This window comes from Kutzneria buriramensis (genome assembly GCF_003387475.1).
Lineage (GTDB): Bacteria > Actinomycetota > Actinomycetes > Mycobacteriales > Pseudonocardiaceae > Kutzneria > Kutzneria buriramensis.
This window is the reverse complement of sequence record NZ_QUNO01000019.1, coordinates 208176-230900: the sequence shown is the minus strand read 5'-3', so window position 1 is coordinate 230900 and position 22725 is coordinate 208176. Positions and strand designations below refer to the sequence as shown.

The following is a 22725-nucleotide window of genomic DNA, read 5'->3' as shown; positions in this document are numbered from 1 at the left end:
CCCTTGCCAGTGGTACTTTCCGTACATGGACGCGGCACCGCCGCCAGATGGGCAGTCGATCGACGACCGCCGGCCCTACGAACCGCTCAACACGGAGTTCGCCAGGCCGGTGGTGGCGTTCGTCGAGGACGAGGCGGACCTCGTGGCGATGGCCGAGAGCTACCTGCGCCGTGACGGCTTCCGGGTCGTGACGGCGGTGGACGCCCGATCGGCCGCCACGGTGCTGAGCGAGCACGACCCCGACCTGATGGTCCTCGATCTCGGGTTGCCCGACGGCAACGGGCTGGACCTGCTGCGCGAGGTCCGTGCCGGCCGGCACCTGCCGGTGATCATCCTGACGGGGTGGAGCAGCGAACGGGAGCGTGTCGTCGGCCTGGAGCTGGGTGCCGACGACTACGTGGTGAAACCGTTCTCCCTGCCGGAGCTGGCCGCACGGATCAGGGCGGTGCTGCGCCGCAGCCGGTCATCGAGGGCTCCGGCGGTGATCCGGCACGGCGGTCTGGCCATCGACACCGACTCCCACGAGGTCACCGCGAACGGCCACCCGGTCAAGCTCACACCGCTGGAGTACCGTCTGCTGCTCCACCTCGCCGCCGCGCCACGCCGTGTCTTCACCGCCGCGCAGCTGCTGACCGCGGCCTGGGGTTGGGCGAGCGAGCGCCAGGACCCGTCGTCGGTCGTCGAGCACGTCTACCGGTTGCGCCGCAAGCTCACCGAGGCCGGGGTGGACCGGCCGCGCATCGTCACCGTGCGCGGCGCGGGTTACCGGCTGGACCCATGACCACCGAGTTCGCGGGCCTGGACTACCGGCGTCTGTTCGAGCACCTGCCGTCCCCGTACCTGCTGATGACGGCCGATTTCACCATCGTCACCATCAACAACGCCTACGCGCGGGCCACCATGATCGACCCGGCCGAGGTCGCCGGCCGGCCGATGTTCGAGGTGTTCCCGGACAACCCGGACAACCCGAACGCCAACGGCGTCCGCAACCTGCGGCGTTCGCTGCAGACCGTGGTGGAGACACGGCGGGCGGACGCGATGGCACTACAGCGCTACGACATCCGCGAACCGGACGGCCGGTTCGTCGTGCGGTACTGGAGCCCCATCAACAGCCCGATCCTGGACGACGCGGGTCGAGTGGTGCTCATCGTGCACCGGGTCCAGGACGTCACCGAACTGGTCAACCTGCGTGAGGAGGACCGGGAACGCGCGGCGGCGCAGTTGGAGCAGATGGAGGCGGACCTGTTCTCCCGGGCACGCGAGTTGCAGGAGGCCAACCAGCAGCTGCGCGCGGCCAACGCCGCACTCGCCGTCGCCACCGCGGAGCTGCGCGCCCAGCAGCAGGCCAAGGACCGGTTCATCGCCATGCTGTCCCACGAACTTCGCAACCCGCTCGCGTCCGCGAGCGCCGCGCTGGACGTGCTGGGCCTGGACGTCGCCGGCCACCACGCCCACACGGTGCTGGAACGCCAGCTCACGGCGCTCAGCCGCCTCACCGGCGATCTGCTCGACGCGGCCCGCGTCGTCACGGGCAACCTGCGCGCCACCCGCCACCCGCTGGACCTGCGCGCCCTCGTCCATGCCGCGCTGGACGACCTGCCCGCGCACCTGGCCCGGCCCGTGATCACACTCCCCGAGGAGCCGGTGATGATCGACGGCGACCCCGTTCGCCTCGGTCAGATGCTGACCAACCTGCTGGACAACGCGCGCAAGCACACCGAGGACACCGCCGTGGTCACCGTGCACCTCGAGATCCGGGACGGCCAGGCACATCTGCGGGTCCGCGACACCGGTCCCGGGTTCGACCCGGCGCTGGCCGACACTCTGTTCGACCCGTTCATGCGGGTCGACTCCGGCGCCGACACGCCGAACGGACTCGGGCTCGGACTCGCCATCGTCCGCGGCATCGCGGAGCTGCACGACGGGGAGGTCAGCGCGGACAGCGCCGGAGCGGGCACCGGCGCCACCTTCACCGTCCGCCTCCCGCTCACCGCCAAACCCGTTCCCCAGGCCGAGGAGCATCCCGGTCACCAGGCGCTGTGCATGCTGCTGGTGGACGACAACGTCGACCTGGCCGAGATGTACGCGACCATGCTGCGGCGCCGGGGCAACGCGGTCACCGTGGCCACCACCGCGGGCGATGCGCTGGCGATCGCGGGTTCCACGCCGTTCGACGTCATCCTGTGCGATCTCGCCCTCGGGGAGGACATCGACGGCTACGAGATCGCCCGGCGCCTGCGTCAGGGCAGGCTGCACCGGAACTCCCTGCTGGTGGCGGTCTCCGGCTTCAGCCAGGACACCGATCGGGAACGCAGCCGCGCGGCCGGGTTCGACGCCCACTTCGCCAAACCACTCAACCTCGCCGACCTGGACACCCTGCTGGCGCAGGGGGTCGGCACCCGCAGTCCGTGACGACGGCCCATCGGAGGCGGTGACCAGTTGATCGACCCAAGCAGGACACGGCACTTGGTCCTCAACATGCATGACGCGCTCCGCCGAGCCCACCAGAGGGTGATCGACGCCGAGATCCGCGCCAGCCGCCGGGCGATCGTCAAGAGCTTCCGCGACCGGCTGCGCACCGACCCCGGCACACTGGCCGCCGACGATTTCCTCGCCCTCGCCGACCGTGCGGTCCTGCACGCGGCCATCGTCGCCACCGCTCAGAGCCACGCCAGGGCGGACGCCTGCGATCTGCAGACCTACGACCGCACGAGCAGGATCCTGAGCCTGGACCAGCACGTCGGCTTCGCACCGGCCTTCCTCGCGTACTTCGCCACCGTCGAGGCCGACATGCCGTCCGCGTGCGCCCGAGCCCTCGCGACCGGCGACCCGGTGCTGGTCGACGACGTCGCGACCAGTCCCATCTTCGCCGGCCAGCAGACCCGTGAGGTGATGCTCGCGGCTGGTTCGCGGGCGGTGCAGACCTACCCGTTGCTCGATGAGCACGGCGGCATCCTCGGCGTGCTGTCGATGCACTACCACCAGACCGGCCCCCGCACCGACCAGGCACCGCTGGTCAGAGCGGCCGCCATGGCCATGACCCGTATCGATGCGGACACCCGCGCGTGAGCGCCGGCCCAAGCCCAGTCGGCGGGCCGCCGCACCACCCCAACGCGCGTGTGTGGCCCACTACCAGGTCACGTCGGGCGCAGACGCTCCCGTCCACCTGGCGATCCGACGAGGGCGGCCGTGTCGGCGGCGGACCGCGTGAGTATCTGGGCACTGCGCCAGCCGGGCGGAACCCGTTCGGCCAGCAGGGCTTCACGCATGCGCGCGGCTCGACGCGCGTGCCGTTCGAAACTGCGTGCGCGCAGGACACGGCCGCGCCCGCGCTGGCCGGCGATCGCCTCCTCGGCGGTGACGTCGAGCCAGAGCATGCGAACCGGACGCCGGGTGACCGCGCCGAGCACGGCGAGCCACGCCCGCGTCGTCGCGCGGGTTGACGGCTCGTGCACCACAACCGGACCGCGCCCGAACGCCGCCGCCGCGGCCACCCGGAATCTGTGCCACACATGGACGATCGGCCGGTAGTAGCGGTACGGCGTGGCGGCCGGCAGCGCGGTGCGCAGTCTCCCGCGGACCTCGTCGGAGTCGAGCACTGCAAGGGCGCCGGCGGCGTGACCGAGCATGGTGCTCTTGCCCGCGCCGGGTAGACCGGCGACGACCATCATGTCCCGGTCGCCGAGCTCGATGATGAGTCCCTCCGTCATGACAGGACAACGGAGCAGCGTCGGTAATGGTTCCTTTACCAATTAGCCGCCGGTGATGACTGCGGCGGGTGACCGCGCCATCAGGTGGCCTCAGGTGTCGGTGTCGGCCCGCACGGCACCCGACGCGATGGCGGCGAGCAGTGCGGCGTGGTCACGCTCGTTCTGATCGGCGTACGCCGCAGCGAATTCCGCGACCGCCTCGTCGAACACCGATGCCGAGCCGAGGTACGACCCGATCGCGATCGGGTCGCCGGACCGGGCGTGCGCGCGAGCCAGGGTCCAGCCGCAGAGGCGGCCGTAATCGGTCATGTTGGGCCACAGCATCCCGTCGATCTCGGCCGAGCCCTTCCAGTCGCGCAACTGCCGCAGGTAGAAGTCGCGCGACTGGCTGTCGAATCCGGCGACCCTGACCCAGCCGAGGAAGATGTCGCTCACCGTCTGCATGAGACGCTGCCCCGTCACGACACGCTGCCCGGCGTTGTCGAAACGGCTCGGCGCCAGGAACTCCTCCAGCACCGAGGGACCGGCCTCCTTTGCCTGGAGGAAAAGGGGATCCTGGTTGTCGACACCCAGCATCAACACCATCCAACAGCGTGTGCCGACGCTGCCGACTCCGACGATCTTGCGTGCGAGGTCCACGTAGGAATACCGGTCGAGCAGCGCACGGCGCTCCGGCTCCAGCGTCTCCCGATACGCCGCCAGCACCTCGCCGAGCCGTGCTCGCAATTCCTGCGGGTCCTGGCCGGGGTCGGCGATCTCGTCGACTCGGACCACGCGGTGAGCTTCGGAGACGATCCGCAACCCGCCGTCGGACGCCTCGGTGAACTGGCGCAGCGCGCCGAGATTGTTCTTCGTGCGAACCCTGGCGAGGTTGCCGTCCAGCTTCTTGCGGCTCGCCGCGCTCAGGTTCTGCGCGTAGACGGTGCGTACCATGTCGACGTCGGCGTGGGCATACCAGACGTCGAGCGCGGTGGCGCTCGCGAAAGCACGCATCGCCCGACGGTACTCGGCAACCGCGGCCACGACGATGCCGCGGCGACGCTTCGTCGGGTAGCCGTTGGACCTGCCCGCGATCTCCAGGCTTGCCGCCAGCCGTTTGACGTCCCACTCCCACGGCCCCGGCAACGTCTCGTCGAAGTCGTTGATATCGAAGACCAGCCGGCGCTCGGGCGAGGCGAACACGCCGAAGTTCATCAGATGAGCGTCCCCACACACCTGGACCGACAGGCCGCCGCGCGGGGTGGCGGCCAGATCGGCGGCCATCGGCAGCGCCGCGCCCCGGAAGTACGTGAACGCCGAGACCGCCATCCGCCCGTAGCGGATCGGCACCAGATCCGGAATCCGCGACTCGTCCTGCCTTGCCAGCAGTTCCAGCGGCGACGGCCCGGCGGAATCCCGCACGAACTCGGCATGGCTCGAGCGAGGGACCCTCGCCCGGGCCGCCTTGCCGCGAGCGACCCGCTCGGCGCGGGAGAGTCCGACACCTTCGACCGCGCCGCGTTCCTGCACCAGGACAGTCATCGACACAGTGTCCATACTCACGACCACCGAGACGCTCCCCCGTTCAGGGCGGACTCCCGATCGCGAGCGGCCAAAGGGCGCCATCGACGCGTGTGTGCCATCGGTGAGGAGCAGTGGTCGCAACAAAGTTGGTCCGTCGCGAGGGCGACGGACCAACTTCGGGTGATGCGCTATTTCCCGCCCGGCGACCAGGCGATCAGGTTGCCCGCCGTGCCGGTGCCGAAGCCACCGGAGTTGCCGTCCACCATGTACAGCGTGCCGTTGGCCAGGATGGGACTCGACCAGTGGTGTTGGCCGATGTCGCCCGCCCAGAGCACCTTTCCGGTCGTCGGATCGATGGCTTGAACCTGGTGCTTGGTGAGCTTGTCGGTGTGCTCACCGCCGCCGTTGGCCGCGTACAGCACACCGTTGGCCACGAAGGCCGAAGTGGTCCAACTCGTGGCGTTGAACCACTTCAGTCGAAGGCTCGGCACGCCCGCGGTATCGACCGCGATCTGGAATCCGGCGATGCCGTTCCCGCCCGGGACGAGCACCCAGACGGCGCCGCTGCGAGGGTCGGTCCACACGGCGCCCTGCGAGCGCATCAGGCCCATCTGCGGGAAGTCGAACAGTTGCAGTTCGCCGCCGAGGTTGCCGGGGCCGCCCTTGCCGGACAGATCGGCCAGGTTCAGCAGTCGGATCTTGTGGTCCTTGCCCGGCTGCACGCCCAGGTGCGGGTATTTCTTGCTCAGCCCGACCGGCAGGATCAGCAGCCCGCCCGCGCCGATGTCCTGGTCGGACTTGACGGTGGCGGCCCAGTTCGTCGGGGTGTAGCTGTCGACCGGGTATCCGCCGCCGCCGCGGAGCGTGGTGCTGCCGTCGGGTGGCAGCGCCACCCAGCTCTGCCGCCACACCTTGCCGGGCACCCAGGTTGTGCCGTTGTTGGTGCCGCCCATCTGGAACAGCAGGTTCAGCGACGGGTCGTAGGACGGTCCGCGTGACCAGGGTTCGGGGCCGTTCACCGTGCAGTCGTTGGGCGCGCCGGGTGCGCCGAAGTGGATGTCGGGGCGGTTGGCGCAGGAGAAGCTGAACACGTGCTGCTTGCCCGTGGCGAGATCGATCGTGGTGATGTGGCCGTGCCCCTCGTTCGAGGCGTAGAGGTGGCTGGCGCCGGTCGAGTCCGTGGCGATGGTCAGTTCGGAGCTTGCCTTGCCCGGGCCGGCCAGCTCCGGCCAGCCTCCTCCGGTCACTTCGGTGCCGTCGGCGACGCGCACCTTGTGCACGTTGCCGTCGTTCCCGTTCACGTAGATGAATTGGCGGTCGGGATCGATCGCCGGGCCGGTGTTGCTGCTGCCAGTGGTCGGCCCGAAGCTGGTCGACCAGACCTGCGTGCCGGTGTGGCCGTCGTAGGCGTTGAGGTGTCCGTGCTCGCCCTGGATGAACACGAGATCACGAACACCGGTGGCGGTGGTCACCCCGCTGAGCAGCAGCGGCGCGCCGTCGGGGACGTCGGTGATCGGGGTGGTGAACAGGCGGCCGAGGGTGGCGACGTTGCCCGCCCCCACGGTGGTTTCCTTGGTGTTGTCGGCCGATTTCGACTCGTCGAAGGCGAACTGCGGCCAGTCGTAGCGGGCTGACCTGGGGGCTGCCGTCGCGGGCGTCGCGGCGAGCGCCAACAGTCCGGCGGCGGCGATGGCGGCGAGGCTCTTGCGGGCGTGTGGTCGCATAACTCCTCCTCGCTGCGGCGGGATGAGACATATGTAACCGTTTACAGCGGGTTCAGGTGTACACCGGTCGCATCCTCGCGGTCAACCGGCCGGGGACGTCCGCTACTTCCGACGTGCGCAGGGTGTCTGCCTTCGGCGGTGACATGATCTCTCCCCCGACCGCGACAGTCCCCAGGCCGCCGGTTGGCGCACCGGTGTCAGATCCAGCCGTCGTCGGCGGCGATGCCTGGACTGCACCAGGTCCTCGGCGGGGCGCCAGTCACCGCACATGCGCTCTCGAAGACATCGGCAATGTCTTCGGCCGAGGTTGTCGAATCCGGGCCGCGCTGTTCGTCGCTCAGGTGACAGGGCACCCACGACCACAGGAGATGACGACCGATGTCGCACCCACAGGCCAAGGTCCACCGCATGTTCGAGCTCCTCGAGCCGATCGCCACCGTCACCTACTCCGAAGTGCCGAACGAGGCGTTTCTGGCCCTGGGGATGCGCAACTACTGGGACGGATACTTCGCCGGCCGCGCCGCGCCACTCGGCCTGGCGCCGGCCGAAGTGGTGCACGCGGTCTTCTACAACTTCGCCGACGGCGAGGTGGCCCGCCACATCCCGTGGGTCTGGGGGAAGATCACCCCCGAGGAGGCGATCGCCGTGCGCGAGCGGGGCAGCGCCACCGCGCTGCGGCAGAGGATCGGGGAACTCGCCGAGTCCCCCGATCTGGTCCGGATCGCCGACCTCGCCACCCGAGCAGCAGTCAGCGCCCCGACCGAGGGCCGAGCGCTCTACGCCGGGCTCCGGGCGCTCCACGTGCCTGAGGAGCCGGTGGCCAGGCTCTGGCACGCGGCGACGCTGCTGCGGGAGCACCGCGGGGACGGCCACAACGCCGTTCTCGTCGCCCACGGCATCGGCGGCACCGAGGCCCACGTCCTGCTCGCCCTCTCCCTCGGCATGAGGGCGGAGGAGTTCGGTCGGATCCACCACCTGCCCAACGCACAGCTGGCCGCCGTCGTCGACGGGCTGCGCGCCCGCGGCCTGGTGGACGACGCCGGCGGGTTCACCGACACCGGCCGGGAGACCAAGGAGCGGATCGAGGCCCTCACCGACGAACTGGCGGCACCGGCGTACGACGTGCTCAACGTGGACGAACTCGACGAGCTGATCGCCGGGCTGGAGCCGATCGCCGCCGCGGCACAGACCGACGACGACTGAGCAGCGGATCCGTTGTCAGGTCGGGGCCGCCGTCATCCGCTGGACTGCTTCCGTGATCAGTTCCGGCGTGGTGGCCATGTCGAGCCGGACGCGTGACCGATATCGAAGGCCCCCCGCACGTCTCCCAGTCGTGGATGGTTGTCGTCTGTAGGCTTTGGGAGCCTATTTTCACTCGTCACTGAAGTCATAGTGCTATACATCCATCAAGGAGGCGCGCCACCGGCAGGCACGGGGAACTCCCGTACGTGCCACTGGCGCGACTGTCCATCCACTGTGGATTTCATGGCGTGACCCGGCAGCTCCACGAGGAGGTCCTGCTACGTTTCGGCGGTGATCGAATTTCGACGCCTGTTCTACGGAATCGGCAAGACGAAGGCCTACGCCGCCGTCGGCAGGGCGCTGGCGCCGGTGGATCGGGTGCTGTTGCGCGTCAGCGGAGGAAAGGTCGGTCTGGGCTCCGCGCTCGGCGTGCGCACGCTGCTGCTGACCACGGTGGGCCGGCACAGTGGTCTGACCCGCCAGGTCCCGCTGGTGTTCGTCCGGCACGGCAAAGGGTTCCTGGTCGTCGGCTCGAACTGGGGCGGCGGGCAGCACCCGGCCTGGACCGCCAACCTGCTCGCCGACGCGAACGCGACGGTCGCCACGAACGGCCGGTCGACGCCGGTGCGCGGCCGCCTGCTCGACGGCGACGAGCGCGAGCGGGCATGGCGGGAGATGGTGGCCTACTGGCCCGCCTACGACACCTACGCGACCAGGGCGAGCCGGCGCGAGATCCGGGTTTTCCTGCTGGAACCCCGATAACCGCCTCGCACCACCGGCACACCCCGCAGGGCGGCTCACCGCCCGCCAGCCGCCTCCTCAACCTCACAGTCAGTACAGCTGGGTGACGTCGCAGACGGCCAGGGCTTGACGGTACTCGATGCTGTTGACGACGACCTCGCTGTTGGAGAGTTGCTGGGCCGACAATCCGGCGCCGCACTCACTCAGCGTCCAGCCTGATGACGTGCAGAGCGCGAACTTGCCGCTCGCGCCGATCGACGAGCGGTCGAGGTAATTGCCTTCGGGCTGGTCGGTGCTGACACCGGACGCCGGAATCGGGCAGGACACCAGGTCGGCGTGCGCGGCCGGGGCCAGCCCTGCGGTCAGCCCGCCGGCCACGAGCGCCGCAACTGCTGCCGCGCGGCCGGCCCGCCGGAATCGCGTTCGATGGCTTGTTCGCACCGTGGAGGCCATGACACCTGCTCCTTCCCAGGCGGCCGCCCCAGAGGGCCGGCCGTTGTCTCTTTGGGGACTCAGTCCGCGCCCTCGACGTGCAGCAGCCGGTTCGGAGAGCCGCTCAGTCCGGTGAGAACATCCTTTGTGGACGTGCGCATGAGCGCGTTGGCCACCTGCGCCGGCGGCGCGTCGGTGTGGTCGGCCAGGTACATCGCGGCCGCGCCGGTCACGTGCGGTGCCGCGTCCGAGGTGCCCGTCCAGCTGTAGATGGCGTCCTCTTCCAGGCCCGGCGCCTCGATGTCCTTGCCCGGGGCCATGATGTCCACGCATTTGCCGTAGTTCGAACCCGGCTCGCCGTCGTCGTTCGGATCTGCCGGGTCCTTGACCCACATGGCGTCCTTGCTCTCGGTCGCGCCGACGGTGATGACCTCCGGTATCCGCGCCATGGGCGACTTGCAGGCGTCGATGGCCTCGTTGCCGGCCGCGATGACCCACGGGACGCCGTTGGCGATCGACTTCTTGATGGTGGACTCCACCAAGGAGTCCGCGCCCGTCGCGGTCACCCCGGCCGGGGCTCCGACGCTGAGGTTGACCACCGCGGGTCGGACGATGTCGACCGTGATCCAGTCGATGGCGGCGATCAAGGTGGAGTCCTTGGTGGCCGCTCCGCAGCCGCCGACGCGCACCGGCACCAGGTCCACGGCTTTGGCGACGCCGTAGTCCTTCGAGCCGGCGACGCTGGCGACTCCGGTCCCGTGGCCGACGCAGTCCGTGGTGCCGTTGCTGTCGCCGGTGGCGTTGTAGCCCGTTTTCAGGCGGTCTCCGAACTGGTCCGGGATCTCCCGGACTCCGCTGTCCACCACGTACACGGTGACGCCGCGGCCGTCCTTGGCGGGGTTGTAGCTGCCGTCCAAGGGGAGATTGGCCTGGTCGATCCGGTCCAGGCCCCACGGCACCTCGTCCTCCTTGGCGTGTCGCACGGCGCGGTCCCGCGGCATCGGGACGATCCCGTCAGCCACCACCGAGGCAACGCTGGGGTCCCCGGCGACTCGACGCGCCTGGTCGGCGGTCATCGTGGCCGAGTAGCCCGACAGCACGTGTTCGTAGCGATGCGTGATCGTGCCCCCGTACTGTCGCGCCAGGTCAGTGGCCGATCTAGCGCCCGGTGATTGCTTGAGGACAACGATGAAACTGTCCGACCGGGGTACGGCCTCAGCCGGCGACGCAAGTAGCGGCATGGCCAATGCGGCCGCCACCAGCCCGGCCGGCCATCGACGACCCGCACGGGTGAATTGCCAGGTGGAGCGCGGCACCGCCGGCCACGAGCGGGCCCGAGAACGATGTGCCCGAGCGTTCGGCATACCCGCGGAGGCCGCGGCCCATCTTCGACGCCAGCGCGACATCGTCATCCCTCCAGAAGGCGGAACACTCGTCGTTCCCACCATGCACCGATCCGGACGGTCCGCCACCGCAGTGCCCCCAACGGGTTACCCGTGTCGGTTGTGGACGGCAAAACCTGGACAGCCGTCCATATTCGCTGCTACGGTTCGCCGCGTGCCGACATCGCGGACGCCGCAACAGGAACGCAGCCAGCGGCGGCGCGAAGCCGTGCTGCAGGCTGCCATCGACCTGATCGCCGAGGGGGGCGTCCAGGCGGTCAGCCATCGGGCCGTCGCCGCCCGAGCCGGGCTGCCGGCGTCGACCGTGGGCTACTTCTTCGCCGCCATCGACGACCTGACCGCCGAGGCGGTTCGGATGTACATGGCGCGGGAGATGGCCGCGTACCGCGACTTGGCACGGGAAGCCGGCACGCTGGACAAGCTGGTGGATCTCGTGGGCCACCGGGCCGTCGATGTGCGGCTCGCGCTGGCGCAGGTGGGCGTCTACCTTGAGGCCGCCCGCAATCCCGCCCTGCGCGGGGCGGCCGTGGAGATCCTGAGCGGGTTTCGCGCACTGGCCGGGGAGCTGCTCCAGTCGCTCGATCACCCGCGCGCGGCGGCGGCCGCCCCCGCGGTGGTCGCCCTGCTCGACGGATTCATGTTGGCGCAGCTGGCCGATCCCGAGGCGCCGATCGACCCCGATGCTCTCATCGAAGCGATACGCGCTCTGGTCATGGGCTTTCTGCTCACCTGGTCGACGCCGTAAGGAGAATCCATGCGCCGCACCGTGTTCGTGTGCCTGCTGGTCGCGATGCTGGCGTGCGGGACCGCCGCCGCGGCCTCGGCCACGCCCGCGTTTCACGAGTACGTCGCGCTGGGCGACTCGTGGTCGGCCGACTCGACCGTGATGCCGACCCGCGTCGCCACGACCTTCGCCCCGTTCGGCTGCGGGCAGAGCGTCGGTGACTACCCGAAGCAGGTCGCCTCGGCCTTGGGAATCACGAACTTTCGGGACGCCACCTGCGGCTCGGCGTCCACTGTGGAGCTGACCCGACCACAGGGCGTGCCCTTCGGGGGTGTCAACCCGCCGCAGTTCGACCGGCTGACCCCGACCACGGACCTCGTGACCCTGGGCATCGGCGGCAACGACATCGGCCTGGCCGGAGCGATTACCGGGTGCCTGAACCTGTTGCCCAGTCTTGGACTTCCGCTGCCCGCGCCGCTGGGCGGCTCGTGCGAATCACGGTGGGTGTCGGGCGGCGTCGACCAGATGTCGGTCAACATCGCCCACGCCGAGCCGCTGGTGGCCGCGGCGATCGAGGGCATCCGGGTTCGTTCGCCGCACGCGACCGTCCTTGTCGTGGACTACCTGCAAGGCCTTGCCCCGCATGGGTGTTGGCCGTACGTGCCGATGCTCGACGGCGACGTGCGCTGGCTGCGTGCGAAGCTGGAGGAGACGAACGCCATGCTTCGGCGGGTCGCCGCCGCGGAGCAGGTGGGGTTCGTGGACACCTACAGCACCAGCGCCGGCCACGACTTCTGCCAACTGCCCGGCACCAACTGGGTCGAGGGGCTGCTTCCACTGACGACCTCGCCGCTGGGCCTCGCCGTCCCGTTCCACCCGAACCAGCTCGGCGCTGATCACCAGGCCGGCAGCGTCCTGAGCGCGCTGGGCCGGCCGTCGCCGACCGCGCCGTGATCCGGTGGGCGAAAGCGCGTCCCCCGGGCGTGACCAGACCGGCCTCGTACGCGGCGGCCACGATCTGCGCCCGGGACGACAGCTTAAGTTTGGCCATCGACCGGTTGAGCGGTCCCTGAGGGTTGAGCTTGCCCACCAGCTGCGGCAGCGTCAGGCCCTTCTGCTTGGCCGCGCGCCAGAGGCTGAACACGCCCGGCTGCTTGATCGCGTCCACCGGCGCCTCACCCAGGGACTTGGCCAGATCCGCCCACGGAATGTCCTTCGGATCGGTGAGCGCGCCGGCACCGAGATCGCCGGCGACGCCCAGCGGCGAGACCCGGCTCGCGTCGGCGACCGAGGAGCCAGTGGAGGCCGGCTCGGGCGGCGTAGGACGCCTGGGTGACCGTGGTCAGCGCAAGCGCGGCCACCACCGTGGCCACCGCCGTCCGCAACGGCCATTTCACGACTGTCTGTTCACGCATCTCCTCGTTCCCTTCGATCGGCGAAGAACCTGCCGAAAGAATGTGGGAATTCGGAGCGAACGCCAATACGGCAGACGGGATATTCCCCGCCTGCCACACTGGGTTGAATTACGTTGAGACATACCGCGCAAGTTGTAGAACACACCCGTCCGCCATCAACCGGCTGGTGAACCTCGCGCCGAAAGAGGCGCCCGCAGGCTCGCTCAGGCGGCCTTCACGGCGCGGCCGAGGCGCAGGGCGGAGACGAGGAAGAAGATGCCGCCGAGGGTGGCGTAACCGGCCAGTGTGGACAGTCCGGCACCCTGCTGGCCGGCCTGGAGGATGAACGAGGCGCCGGCGAGAGTGGAAATGGCGCCACTGATGATCATGGGCCACTGGCCGCCGAGCTTACGACGGGTGAGGCCGACGGCGAGTTGGACGAGGCCGGACAGGATGGCCCAGGCGCCCCAGACTCGGAGCACGCCGGGGATGCCGGCTGAGACGGCGACGGCCAGGCCGATGGCGGCGAGCAGGCTGATCGCGATGTTGACGTACAGGCCCGGCACCGGCTTGGTGCTCCTGGACGAGCGAGCGTCGACAACGGCGGCGGCGACGTCGAACACCGGGTAGAGCACGAGCAGCGTGACGCTCAGCGGGTTGACGGTCGAACCGGTCACGACCAACAGACCGGCCCAGACGATCGCGAAGCCGAAGCGGATGAAGTACAGCCGTCGAAGGGAGGGCGCGATGCCCCCGTCGACCGCAGCCGTGGCGGTGCTCATGGGTTCTCTTTCTGGTTCGATGACCTGCTCGCTGTCGACACTGGCACCGGCCGTCCATCCCCGGAAAGGGCCGTTTTCGTCCCCTGACAGGGTTGTCCTGGGACAGTCCAGGCCCACCCTTGCCGGTGTCGGCGCTGTTAGATTCCTGGTATGACCGGCGACGCCCATCGCGGCGAACTGGGCGATTTCCTCCAGGCGCGGCGCAGCGAGCTGAGCCCCGACATGGTCGGGCTGCCCGGCACCGGCAACCGGCGGCGTGTCCGAGGACTGCGCCGGGAGGAAGTGGCCGCCCTCGCGTCGATCAGCACGGATTTCTACACGCGACTCGAGCAGGGACGACGCCGGGCGTCCGAGGAAGTGCTGTCCGCCCTCGCCCGGGTGCTCCGGCTCAGCGCGGACGAACGCGACTACGTGTTCGAACTGTCCGGCCGGGAGCAGCGGTCGGGGCGGCCGGCACAGCAACAGGCCCAGCCGCAGCTGCGGCGTCTGCTCGACGACCTCGCCGCCACCCCGGCGGTGGTCCTGGGCCGGCGTACCGACATCCTGGCCTGGAACCCCATGGCGGCAGCGCTGTTCACCGACTTCGGGCGTCTTCCGGAGAAGGACCGGAACTTCGTGCGCCTGGTCTTCTGCGATCAACGCGTGCGGGGGCTGTATCCGCGCTGGGAATACGCGGCCCGTAACGGGGTCGCGCAGCTGCGGCGGGAGGCCGCGCAGGATCCCGATGACCCTCAGCTCGCGGCTCTGGTCGACGAGCTCTCGGCGCAGGACACGGACTTCCGTCGATGGTGGACCGCACACCAGGTCGCGGTCCGCGGCGCCGGCAGCAACCAGGTGCGGCATCCGGTCGTCGGCGATCTCACCCTCGACTGGGCGGCGCTCGTCTGCACCGCCGATCCGGACCAGCAGTTGTTCACCTGGACCGCCCAACCCGGCACGCCGTCCCACGACGCGCTGCGCGAACTCGCCTCACGCGTCAGCGCGGGCGTCCTGCCCTGATCCTCGGCGGCGCCATCGATGATGTCCGGCCCGGGCCGGCGCCCGAGTCAGCGCGGCGACCCAGTTTGCCCGCGGATCGATGTCGACCAGCACGGCCATGATCAGCAATGTCGCCGGAATCGCCAGCAGCAGGCCCAACGGACCCAGTACCCACGCCCAGAACGCCATCGCCATGAACGCGGTCACGGCCGACAGTCCGACGGCGTCGCCCACATAGCGCGGCTGGATCAACGATTGCGCGACGAAATTGACCGCCGTGTAGACCAGGACGACGACCAGCATGAGTTGCCAGCCGCTGATGACCAGGGCGAGCAACGCGGGCGGGAGCAGCCCCAGGACGAATCCCACATTGGGCACGTAGTTGGTCACGAACGCCAGCAAGCCCCACAGCACCACCAGCGGAATGCCCACCCACGCCAGTGCGACCGCGTCCAGCGCGGCGACGATCAGTCCGAAAATCGTGGTGGTGACCAGGTATCGCCGGGTTCTGCGGGCGAAGCCCTGCATCGCGACGCTGGCGTGCGGGCGGTGCGCGGCGATCTCCAGCAGCCTCCTGTCGATGCCGTTGGCCTCCACGCTGAGGAACAGCAGGAGCGCGAGCAGGAACACGACGCTCGTCGTCATCCCGGTCAGGTCGACCAACAGGCTGCCGAGCGCTGACAGCACCTTGCCGACGTCCAGCGCGTCGGCGACGTATCGGAGCTGTGCCGGACCGACTCCGAGCCGGCCCATCACGTCGGTGACGTCGGCGACGAGGGCGTGGAACCGGTCACCGTACTGGGACAGCAGCGCGGCCAGCTTCGCGAAGGAGACGATCACCACCAGGCCGAACGCGATGAGCACGCCGTACACCAGGAGGACGAGCGCCAGCGTGGCGGCCCAGGCGGGGACCCCGCGTCCCCTCAACCACTTGATCACCGGGCTCACCACGATCACGATCACCAGTGCCAGCAGCGTCGGCGCGACCAACCACGCCGCCGCCCTGATTCCGGCCACCGTGATCACCGACGCGCCGGCGCCCAGCAGAAGCACCAGGCCACGTGGCATCGCCACGCCCGCACGCGGCGCGGCTTGCGCGGCCGCCGCGATCCGGTTGGACGCAGTGGAAATCGTCATCCGCCGAGGCGGATTTCGCCGCTGTGCGCTGCGCATCGCCACCTGGCGAGGCCGGCGCGGCGACGTGTGCGCTCGCCTGTCCCGGTCACCGTTCGCGCTAGCTGGATCACCACCCGGCATCTGGCCACTCTGACATGGCCAAACGGTGCGCTCCTCATCCTGCCGGGGTGATACCGCTCGGCCCGGTCAGGGAGCGGGCCGCCAGCTTGCCCACTTCCCACAACGTCAACAGCACAACCGGCGGCACCATCGCCCAGCCGAACTGCTGCGCGTTCAACTCGGTGGTGCCGAGCAACCGCTGGAGCCCGTCCACCTTCGTCACCAGCACCGCCAGCACGAACTCCCCGAGCACCACCCAGTTCAGCTGCTTGCTGTCGAACGTCGCCGTCGTCAGCACGGACGCCGTCTCGCTGCGGCATTCGAGGCCGGCCACGATGAGGCAGAGCGCGAACGCGGTGAACGCGATCGTATTGGCGACGCGCGGATCGCCGAAGTGGGACTCGCCCAGGTAGAGAACCGCGAGCAGCATCGCACTGATCAGCAGGCCTGCCGCCCCGACAGTGACCATCATCCCGGTGCCCACCACCGATGCGCCCCGAGGACGGGGACGGCGGGCCATGAGGCCGGGGCTCTCCCGATCGAAGCCGAGCGCGAACCCGAAGGGCGCGTTGACGACGAAGTGGATCCACAGCACCTGCCCGGCGTTGAACGGCTCCCCGGCCGCGATGTCGAACAGCGCCGCCCCGAGGAACGTCAGCACGAACACGACCAGCAGGACGAGGACGAACCGGATGTACTTGGTGAGGTTGTCGTAGATCTTGCGGCCCTGCTCGACGGCGAAGACGATGGTGGCGAAGTTGTCGTCGGACAGCACCATCCGCCCGGCGTTGCGGGCCACCTCCGTGCCGCTGCCCATCGCGATGCCGATGTCGGCGGCCTTGATGGCCGGGGCGTCGTTGACGCCGTCGCCGGTCATCGCCACCACATCGCCCCTGCACTTCAACGTCTCGGCGAGCAACACCTTGTGCTCGGGGGCGACCCGGCCCAGCACACCGATCCCGTCGATGCGGGCCAGTCGCTCGGACTCGTCCAGCGCGGCGAAGTCGGCGCCGAGCATGGCCTCGCCGGAGATGCCGAGCCGGCCGGCGATGGCGGCGCCGGTGATGACGTCGTCACCGGTCACCATGCGGACGCGGATGTGCGCCTCCTGCGCGCTGGCGACCGCCTCCTTCGAGGTGTCCCTCGGCGGGTCGACCATGCCCACCAGGCTCGTCACCCGCAGCCGAGTGACGTAGCCGAGCAGGTCGCCGTGCGGGTCGAACCGCTCGGGGTCGATGTCACGCGTGGCGGCGGCCATCACGCGTTTGCCCTCGCCTCCCATGCGTTCCAGATGCGCCAGGGCCCGTGCGGACAGGTCGGTGTCCCACGGAATGCTCTCCTGATCGGCCAGGGCGGAGCTCGCCCTGGACAGCACGGCCGGCGCCGCGCCCTTGACGAAGCAGCGGACGACCGGCCGCCCCGAGGCGTCCTGGGCCGGGTGGAACGTCGCCATCAGCTTGTAGGTCGGGTCGAAGGGCAGGGTCGCCAGCCGGGGAAGCGCCGCGCGAGTGGCGTCGACGTCGACGCCGGCCTTGTGCCCCAACACGAGCAGGGCTCCCTCCGTGGGATCGCCGACGACCTTGCCGTCGACGAGCTTCGCGTCGCTGGCCATCAGATAGGGCAGGATCGCGTCCTCGATCGTGTCCTTGGACCCGGCCACGCGCTGCACGCTGCCCGTCAGGTCGTACCCGCTGCCGGAAATCGTGTAGCGATCGGTCGGGTCGACGACCTCGACCGCGGTCATCTGGTTCATCGTGAGGGTGCCGGTCTTGTCGGAGTTGATCGCCGAGGTGAAGCCCAGCGTCTCCACCGAGGGCAGGTCCTTCACGATCGCGTTGCGCCTGGCCAGGTCGACGCCACCGAGCGAGAGGATGGTCTGGGTGACGGTCGGCAGGGCCTCCGGGATCGCGGCGATCGCGAGCGACACCGCGCTGACGAACAGCGCGTCCCAGGTCTGGCCCCGGTTGAGCCCGAGGACGAACATCACGATCATGGTCAGCCCCGCGGCGGCGGCGATCCACAGCGTCAGCCGGTCGAGCTCCCGGGTCAGCGGTGACTGCTCCGGCGGTGTGGTCGACAGCATCCCGGCGATCCGGCCCAGCTCCGTGGCGGCGCCGGTCGCGGTGACAACCATCGTGCCGCTGCCGTGGGTGACCGGGGTGTGCATGAACGCCATGTTCGTCTGGTCCCCGGGACCGAGGTGGTCGGCCGGGAGCGCCTGCGCGCTTTTGGCGGCGGGCACACTCTCGCCGGTCAGGGCGGACTCGTCGATCTGGAGCGAACTCGCGTCCAGGATCCGCCCGTCCGCGGGCACCTGATCGCCGGCCGCGATGAGCACGATGTCGCCCACGACGAGGTCCTCCGCCGGCAGCACCGCCTCCTTTCCGTCCCGGCGCACTCTCGCGGTCGGCTTCGTCATCGACTTCAGCGCGTTCATCGCGCTGTCGGCCTTGCCCTGCTGCCGCAGCCCGACAACCGCGTTCACCACGGTCAGGACCACCAGCAGGATCGCCGTGGTCCATTGCCGGATCGCCAGCGAGACCACCGCGGCGGCGACCAGAATGATCTGCATGTAGCTGCGGTACTCCTCGAGGAAGCGCAGCCAGCCCGGCTGTGGCTTCTCCTCCGGCAGCGCGTTGGGACCGTTGGCGCGCAACAACTCCACCGCGCGGGCGGTGAACAGCCCGTGGGCGGGATCGACGCCGAGAAGGGCCGCGGCGTCCTCGGCTCCGTGGGCGTACCACGGCCGGGCGGGCGCCGGGGCGTCGAACGGCTGCGTCATCTCGTCATCTCCTCTCAGGCTCGGCGTGAACCGCCCGCCGTCGTGGGAGGCTGCTCCTCGGCCTCGAGCTCCGCCCTGGCCTTGCTCAGCTCGTCACGAGCCTCGTCGCTCACACGCGGGTACTGAGGATCGAGCTCCATCAACGTGTGCGCCAGCACGGCGCCGGCGCACAGGCGTGCGAACCACTTGCGGTCCGCCGGGATCACGTACCACGGCGCCCAGGGTTTGCTCGTCGCCGACAGCATCTCGGAGAACGCGTGCTGGTAGTCCTTCCAGAACCGCCGCTCCCGGATGTCGGCGGCGGAGAACTTCCAGTTGCGGTCGGGCACGTCGATCCGCCTCAGGAACCGCGCGCGCTGTTCCTCCCACGACAGGTTGAGGAAGAGCTTCACCACGGAGAACCCGTTGTCGGTCAGGTACCGCTCCCAGTCGTTGATCTCGCGGAACCGACGGGCCCACAGGTTCTTGCCCGCGGAGGCGCCGGGAAGCCGCTGCCGGTCCAGGTTCTCCGGGTGCACCCGGACCACGAGGACCTCCTCGTAGTGCGACCGGTTGAAGATCCCGATCTCACCGCGGGCGGGCAGCCGGCACGCGTAGCGCCACAGGTAGTCGTGGTCGAGTTCCTCGGCCGAGGGGACCTTGAAGCTGCTCACCTTCACGCCCTGCGGGTTGACCCCGCTCATCACGTGCCGGATGGTGCCGTCCTTGCCGCCGGCATCGAGCGCCTGAAGGCACAACAGCACCCCACGGGTGTTCTCCGCGGCCAGCCTGCGCTGGTACTCGGCGAGCAGTTCGACCCCGGTCCGCAACAGCTCGCGGCCGTCCCGCTTCTTCGTGACCCCGGCCTTGAAGGCCGGGTCGAAGTCCTTGGCCAGCCTGACCTTCGAACCCGGCTCGACGCGCAGTGGCTCGATGAAGTTCGCGATCCTCTTGGCTCGCACGTCGTTCATCACGACGCCTCCTCGGTTTCGGCCTCCGATCGAGGCTCGGCGGATTTTTCCGTTCTGTCGAGGGTCTTTCGTCTCCTCCGATGAGGACCAGCTCCCCGGGAGAGGTGCGGGCGTGCCGGCTAGCATGGTCACCACCGTCCGTCCGCTGAAGGGATTGGCCATGTCCCAGTGGATCCCCGGTCTGCGGCAGATCAGGTCCTACCGGCGCAGCTGGCTGGCCAAGGACGTCGTCGCGGGTGTCGTCCTCACGACGCTGCTGGTGCCGCAGGGCATGGCCTACGCGGAACTCGCCGGGCTCCCCGCGATCACCGGGTTGTACACGTCCATCCTGTGTCTGCTGGGCTACGCGGTGTTCGGACCGTCGCGGATCCTCGTGCTGGGTCCGGATTCCGCGCTCGGGCCGATGATCGCCGCGACGATCCTGCCGCTGGGCGCGGCTCGCGGCGATCCGGCGCGCGCCGTCGCGCTCGCGTCGATGCTGGCGATCACGGTCGGGGCCATCATGCTCGTCGCGGCGGTGGCGAAGCTCGGTTTCATCGCCGATCTCATCTCGAAGCCCACGATGATCGGGTACCTCAACGGGCTGGCGCTCACCATCGTGGTGGGCCAGTTGCCCAAGCTGTGTGGGTTCAGCGTCGAGGCGGACGGTCTCATGGCCGAGATCGGCGCCGTGGCGCGGGGAATCGCCGGCGGCGAGGTGGTCGGCGCGGCCGCCGCGGTGGGAGTCTGCGGCATCGCGGCGATCCTGGTGCTGCAACACTGGCTGCGCAAGATCCCCGCAGTCCTGGTCGTCGTCCTGCTCGCGATCGCCGCGGCGCCGCTGTTCGACCTGGCAGCGCACGGCGTGCAGCTGGTCGGTGTCCTGCCGGGCGGCTTTCCACCGCTGACCATCCCGGACGTGCGCCTCTCGGATCTCGGGCCGCTGTTCGCCGGAGCGCTGGGCATCGCGGTGGTGTCGCTGGCGGACACGATCTCCACGGCCTCGGCGTTCGCCGTGCGCACCGGGCAGGAGATCCACGGCAACCGGGAGATGGCCGGAATCGGAGCGGCGAACCTGGCGGCCGGGCTCTTCCAGGGGTTTCCCGTCAGCACCAGCGGCTCGCGGACCGCGGTCGCCCAGCAGGCCGGGGCGCGGACCCAGCTGGCCGGAGTCGTCGGCGCCGCGCTGATCACGGTGACGATCGTCTTCGTGCCCGGGCTGTTCCGGAACCTTCCCCAGCCCGTACTCGCCGCGATCGTGATCACCGCGGCGCTGTCGTTGGCCGACGTGCCGGGAACAGCGCGGCTGTGGCGGCAGCGACGCACCGAGTTCTCGCTGTCGGCCGCCGCACTGGCCGGAGTCGCCCTGCTGGGTGTGCTGCCCGGGATCGCGATCGCGGTGGGCCTGTCGATCCTGAACGTGTTCCGGCACGCCTGGCGTCCTTACCAGACGGTGCTCGGCAAGGTCGAGAACCTGCCCGGCTTCCACGACGTGCGCTCCTACCCGCGCGCGCTCCGGCTGCCCGGCCTGGTGATCTTCCGGTTCGACGCGCCGCTGATGTTCGCCAACGCCAAGACGTTCCGCGACGAGATCCGCCGGCTGGCGGCGACAAGCCCCGCGCCCCACTGGATCGTCGTGGCCGCCGAGCCGGTGACCGATGTGGACACCACTGCGGCCGACATGCTGCGCGACCTCGCCGAGGAGCTCAACAAGCGCGGCGCCCACCTGGTGCTCGCCGAGCTGAAGGATCCGGTGCGGCGCAAGATCGACCGCTACCAGCTGACCCGTGCCCTCGATCCCGCCCATTTCTACCCCACCATCGACTCCGCCGTCGCCGCGTTCCGCGAGGAGCGGAACACCGACTGGATTCCCTTCAGTGCAGGTGAACCAGAACGAGGTTCTTCAGCAGGATCATGACGACGCCGAGCAGCCCGGCCGCACAGGTCGCCCCGATCAGCGCCGGCCCCCGCAGCCGGGCGACCCGCGCCGCCGACCACGCGTGGTACACCAACAGCATTACCGCGACGGCCAGCCCTGCGTTGGCCGCGGTCACCGGTGAGGCGCCCGCCAACCGAACCAGCAGGAGCGCGGCGAGCGGGCCGTAGGACGCGGTCACCATGGGCCAGGTCCTGCGCAGTTCCGCGGAGATCTGCGCCATCCCGGGTAACTTGCCGTCGTCGACGTGCTCGCCCAGCAGTTCCGCGTATTCCTCGGCTGTCCAGTAGACCAGGAGCGTGACCACGACCGCGACCGCGAGGGGCAGAGTGGGCAACTGCCCGCCCGCCGCGGTCAGGGTGGCCGCGGTCACGATCGACCCGTAGATTCCCGAAGCCCGGCGCCGCCCGGCAGTCCGCTCAGCCGTTTCGTCGGCCATGTCCCGAGTCCCTGTTCTGGCCGGACAGGACGGGACACAACAGCGACTCGGTCCGGCGAACCGCACCCGCCCGCTCCGCACCGTTGTCCGCCAGCGCCCGCACCACGGGATCGTCGGGACCCCGCCGTGCGCACAGCTCCACCGTCCGAGTCCGTAACGAGACGGGCAGGCCGTCGGGGCTCGTGGTCAGGTCGCAGTACCACAGCGCGTCCCGGACCGGGCCGCGTTCGTCCGGGAACTCCGCGAGCTGGTGGCCAAGGCCCATCAGCGCGGCGACCGATGCCGCTCCCGAGTGATGGGCCACCAGTCCGCATACCCTGCCGGGGACACCGAGCGCGGCGAGGTAGCGCGCGCCGTCGAGCGGGTGCAATCCGCACTTCCGCAGCACGGCGGCATATCCGATGTCATGCAACCACGCCGCGGCGATCAGCATTGGCCGGTCCGCGGGTTCGAGGGCGAGGGCGACGTCTTCGGCCTTGCGCGCCACACCCTGGCTGTGCGCCCATCTCCGCGGCAGCTCCGCCAGTAGCCGGCCCGCTGTCGACCGGGCCCATTCCTCCAGCGAGGGCAGGAATGTCGCCGACGGTTCCGCGCCACCCGGTGAGACCGTCGGGCCCTGAGGCTCCTCCATGTGCCCGACGCTAGGACGCCGCCACGGCCCGCTGCTCATCCCGGCCGGGTGAATCAGGCGCCTCGCGCGACGAAGCCACGCCGGACAGGCTCCAAGCCTCGCCCGCGCCGGGTGAAGCCCGCCGCGGCGGGCTCGGGAA

20 protein-coding genes are annotated in these 22725 nt (G+C 69.9%); 9 read left to right on the top strand and 11 right to left on the bottom strand.

Translation table 11 applies throughout. From position 1 onward, the window contains the following. The first annotated feature begins 25 nt into the window (after positions 1–25). The 3 genes from BCF44_RS43280 (at position 26) to BCF44_RS43270 (ending at position 3069) form a co-directional block, all read left to right on the top strand. Positions 26–781 (top strand): response regulator transcription factor, encoded by a 756-nt coding sequence (locus BCF44_RS43280; RefSeq protein ID WP_116180310.1) that lies wholly within the window; start codon positions 26–28, stop codon positions 779–781. After that, positions 778–2412, top strand: a complete 1635-nt coding sequence (locus BCF44_RS43275; protein ID WP_116180309.1) for a hybrid sensor histidine kinase/response regulator — start codon at positions 778–780, stop codon at positions 2410–2412. Before BCF44_RS43280 ends, BCF44_RS43275 begins: the two co-directional genes overlap by 4 nt. Positions 2413–2478: 66 nt before the next feature. Further along, complete coding sequence (locus tag BCF44_RS43270; protein WP_116180308.1) at positions 2479–3069, top strand: GAF domain-containing protein; 591 nt, start codon at positions 2479–2481, stop codon at positions 3067–3069. 68 nt (positions 3070–3137) lie between these two features. On the opposite strand, the gene BCF44_RS43265 is transcribed toward BCF44_RS43270, so the two are convergent. From BCF44_RS43265 to BCF44_RS43255, 3 genes are all read right to left on the bottom strand, one after another. Further along, a complete protein-coding gene (locus tag BCF44_RS43265; RefSeq protein WP_116180307.1) occupies positions 3138–3710 on the bottom strand; it encodes an AAA family ATPase in 573 nt (190 codons plus the stop codon). A 90-nt stretch (positions 3711–3800) separates the two neighbouring features. Further along, positions 3801–5231, bottom strand: coding sequence for a DUF2252 domain-containing protein (locus tag BCF44_RS43260; protein WP_116180362.1), 1431 nt, complete (start codon positions 5229–5231; stop codon positions 3801–3803). Between the two features lie 170 nt (positions 5232–5401). Then, positions 5402–6937, bottom strand: coding sequence for an outer membrane protein assembly factor BamB family protein (locus BCF44_RS43255; RefSeq protein WP_116180306.1), 1536 nt, complete (start codon positions 6935–6937; stop codon positions 5402–5404). A 378-nt stretch (positions 6938–7315) separates the two neighbouring features. On the opposite strand from BCF44_RS43255, the gene BCF44_RS43250 reads away from it, so the two are divergent. After that, complete coding sequence (locus BCF44_RS43250) at positions 7316–8140, top strand: SCO6745 family protein (protein WP_211353488.1); 825 nt, start codon at positions 7316–7318, stop codon at positions 8138–8140. A gap of 330 nt (positions 8141–8470) precedes the next feature. Then, on the top strand, positions 8471–8941 hold the full coding sequence (locus tag BCF44_RS43245) for a nitroreductase family deazaflavin-dependent oxidoreductase (RefSeq protein ID WP_342775720.1): 471 nt from the start codon (positions 8471–8473) through the stop codon (positions 8939–8941). Between the two features lie 69 nt (positions 8942–9010). Here the strand turns inward: BCF44_RS43245 and BCF44_RS43240 are convergent, their stop codons facing one another. Together BCF44_RS43240 and BCF44_RS43235 are read right to left on the bottom strand one after the other, a co-directional pair. Continuing rightward, positions 9011–9373: a hypothetical protein gene (locus tag BCF44_RS43240; protein ID WP_116180305.1), complete on the bottom strand. Its 363-nt coding sequence runs from the start codon at positions 9371–9373 to the stop codon at positions 9011–9013. A gap of 59 nt (positions 9374–9432) precedes the next feature. Next, the gene (locus tag BCF44_RS43235; protein WP_281283211.1) at positions 9433–10593 is read right to left on the bottom strand and encodes a S8 family peptidase; all 1161 of its coding nucleotides are present in this window, start codon (positions 10591–10593) and stop codon (positions 9433–9435) included. 316 nt (positions 10594–10909) lie between these two features. Here BCF44_RS43235 and BCF44_RS56100 point away from each other — a divergent pair, with 316 nt between their 5' ends. Further along, complete coding sequence (locus tag BCF44_RS56100; protein WP_170218062.1) at positions 10910–11500, top strand: TetR/AcrR family transcriptional regulator; 591 nt, start codon at positions 10910–10912, stop codon at positions 11498–11500. Positions 11501–11509: 9 nt separating this feature from the next. Beyond that, a complete protein-coding gene (locus BCF44_RS43225; RefSeq protein ID WP_116180303.1) occupies positions 11510–12433 on the top strand; it encodes an SGNH/GDSL hydrolase family protein in 924 nt (307 codons plus the stop codon). 664 nt (positions 12434–13097) lie between these two features. On the opposite strand, the gene BCF44_RS43215 is transcribed toward BCF44_RS43225, so the two are convergent. Further along, on the bottom strand, positions 13098–13655 hold the full coding sequence (locus BCF44_RS43215) for a hypothetical protein (RefSeq protein ID WP_116180302.1): 558 nt from the start codon (positions 13653–13655) through the stop codon (positions 13098–13100). A 150-nt stretch (positions 13656–13805) separates the two neighbouring features. Here BCF44_RS43215 and BCF44_RS43210 point away from each other — a divergent pair, with 150 nt between their 5' ends. Then, positions 13806–14654 carry a helix-turn-helix domain-containing protein gene (locus tag BCF44_RS43210; RefSeq protein WP_116180301.1) on the top strand — a complete coding sequence of 283 codons (849 nt, stop codon included), beginning with the start codon at positions 13806–13808 and terminating at the stop codon, positions 14652–14654. On the opposite strand, the gene BCF44_RS43205 is transcribed toward BCF44_RS43210, so the two are convergent. From BCF44_RS43205 to BCF44_RS43195, 3 genes are all read right to left on the bottom strand, one after another. After that, positions 14625–15770, bottom strand: a complete 1146-nt coding sequence (locus tag BCF44_RS43205) for an AI-2E family transporter (RefSeq protein WP_246016146.1) — start codon at positions 15768–15770, stop codon at positions 14625–14627. The two genes, BCF44_RS43210 and BCF44_RS43205, sit on opposite strands and share 30 nt — an antisense overlap. Positions 15771–15924: 154 nt before the next feature. Further along, complete coding sequence (locus BCF44_RS43200; protein ID WP_116180300.1) at positions 15925–18651, bottom strand: cation-translocating P-type ATPase; 2727 nt, start codon at positions 18649–18651, stop codon at positions 15925–15927. Between the two features lie 14 nt (positions 18652–18665). Continuing rightward, positions 18666–19601 (bottom strand): polyphosphate kinase 2 family protein, encoded by a 936-nt coding sequence (locus tag BCF44_RS43195; RefSeq protein WP_116180299.1) that lies wholly within the window; start codon positions 19599–19601, stop codon positions 18666–18668. A gap of 112 nt (positions 19602–19713) precedes the next feature. Between BCF44_RS43195 and BCF44_RS43190 the strand changes: the two genes are divergently transcribed. Next, positions 19714–21498: a SulP family inorganic anion transporter gene (locus tag BCF44_RS43190; RefSeq protein ID WP_246016145.1), complete on the top strand. Its 1785-nt coding sequence runs from the start codon at positions 19714–19716 to the stop codon at positions 21496–21498. Here BCF44_RS43190 and BCF44_RS43185 read toward each other — a convergent pair. Both BCF44_RS43185 and BCF44_RS43180 read right to left on the bottom strand, forming a co-directional pair. Beyond that, positions 21455–21889 carry a hypothetical protein gene (locus tag BCF44_RS43185; RefSeq protein WP_246016144.1) on the bottom strand — a complete coding sequence of 145 codons (435 nt, stop codon included), beginning with the start codon at positions 21887–21889 and terminating at the stop codon, positions 21455–21457. The genes BCF44_RS43190 and BCF44_RS43185 overlap by 44 nt on opposite strands. A gap of 46 nt (positions 21890–21935) precedes the next feature. Beyond that, positions 21936–22586 (bottom strand): HD domain-containing protein, encoded by a 651-nt coding sequence (locus tag BCF44_RS43180; protein WP_116180297.1) that lies wholly within the window; start codon positions 22584–22586, stop codon positions 21936–21938. Positions 22587–22725: the final 139 nt, after the last annotated feature.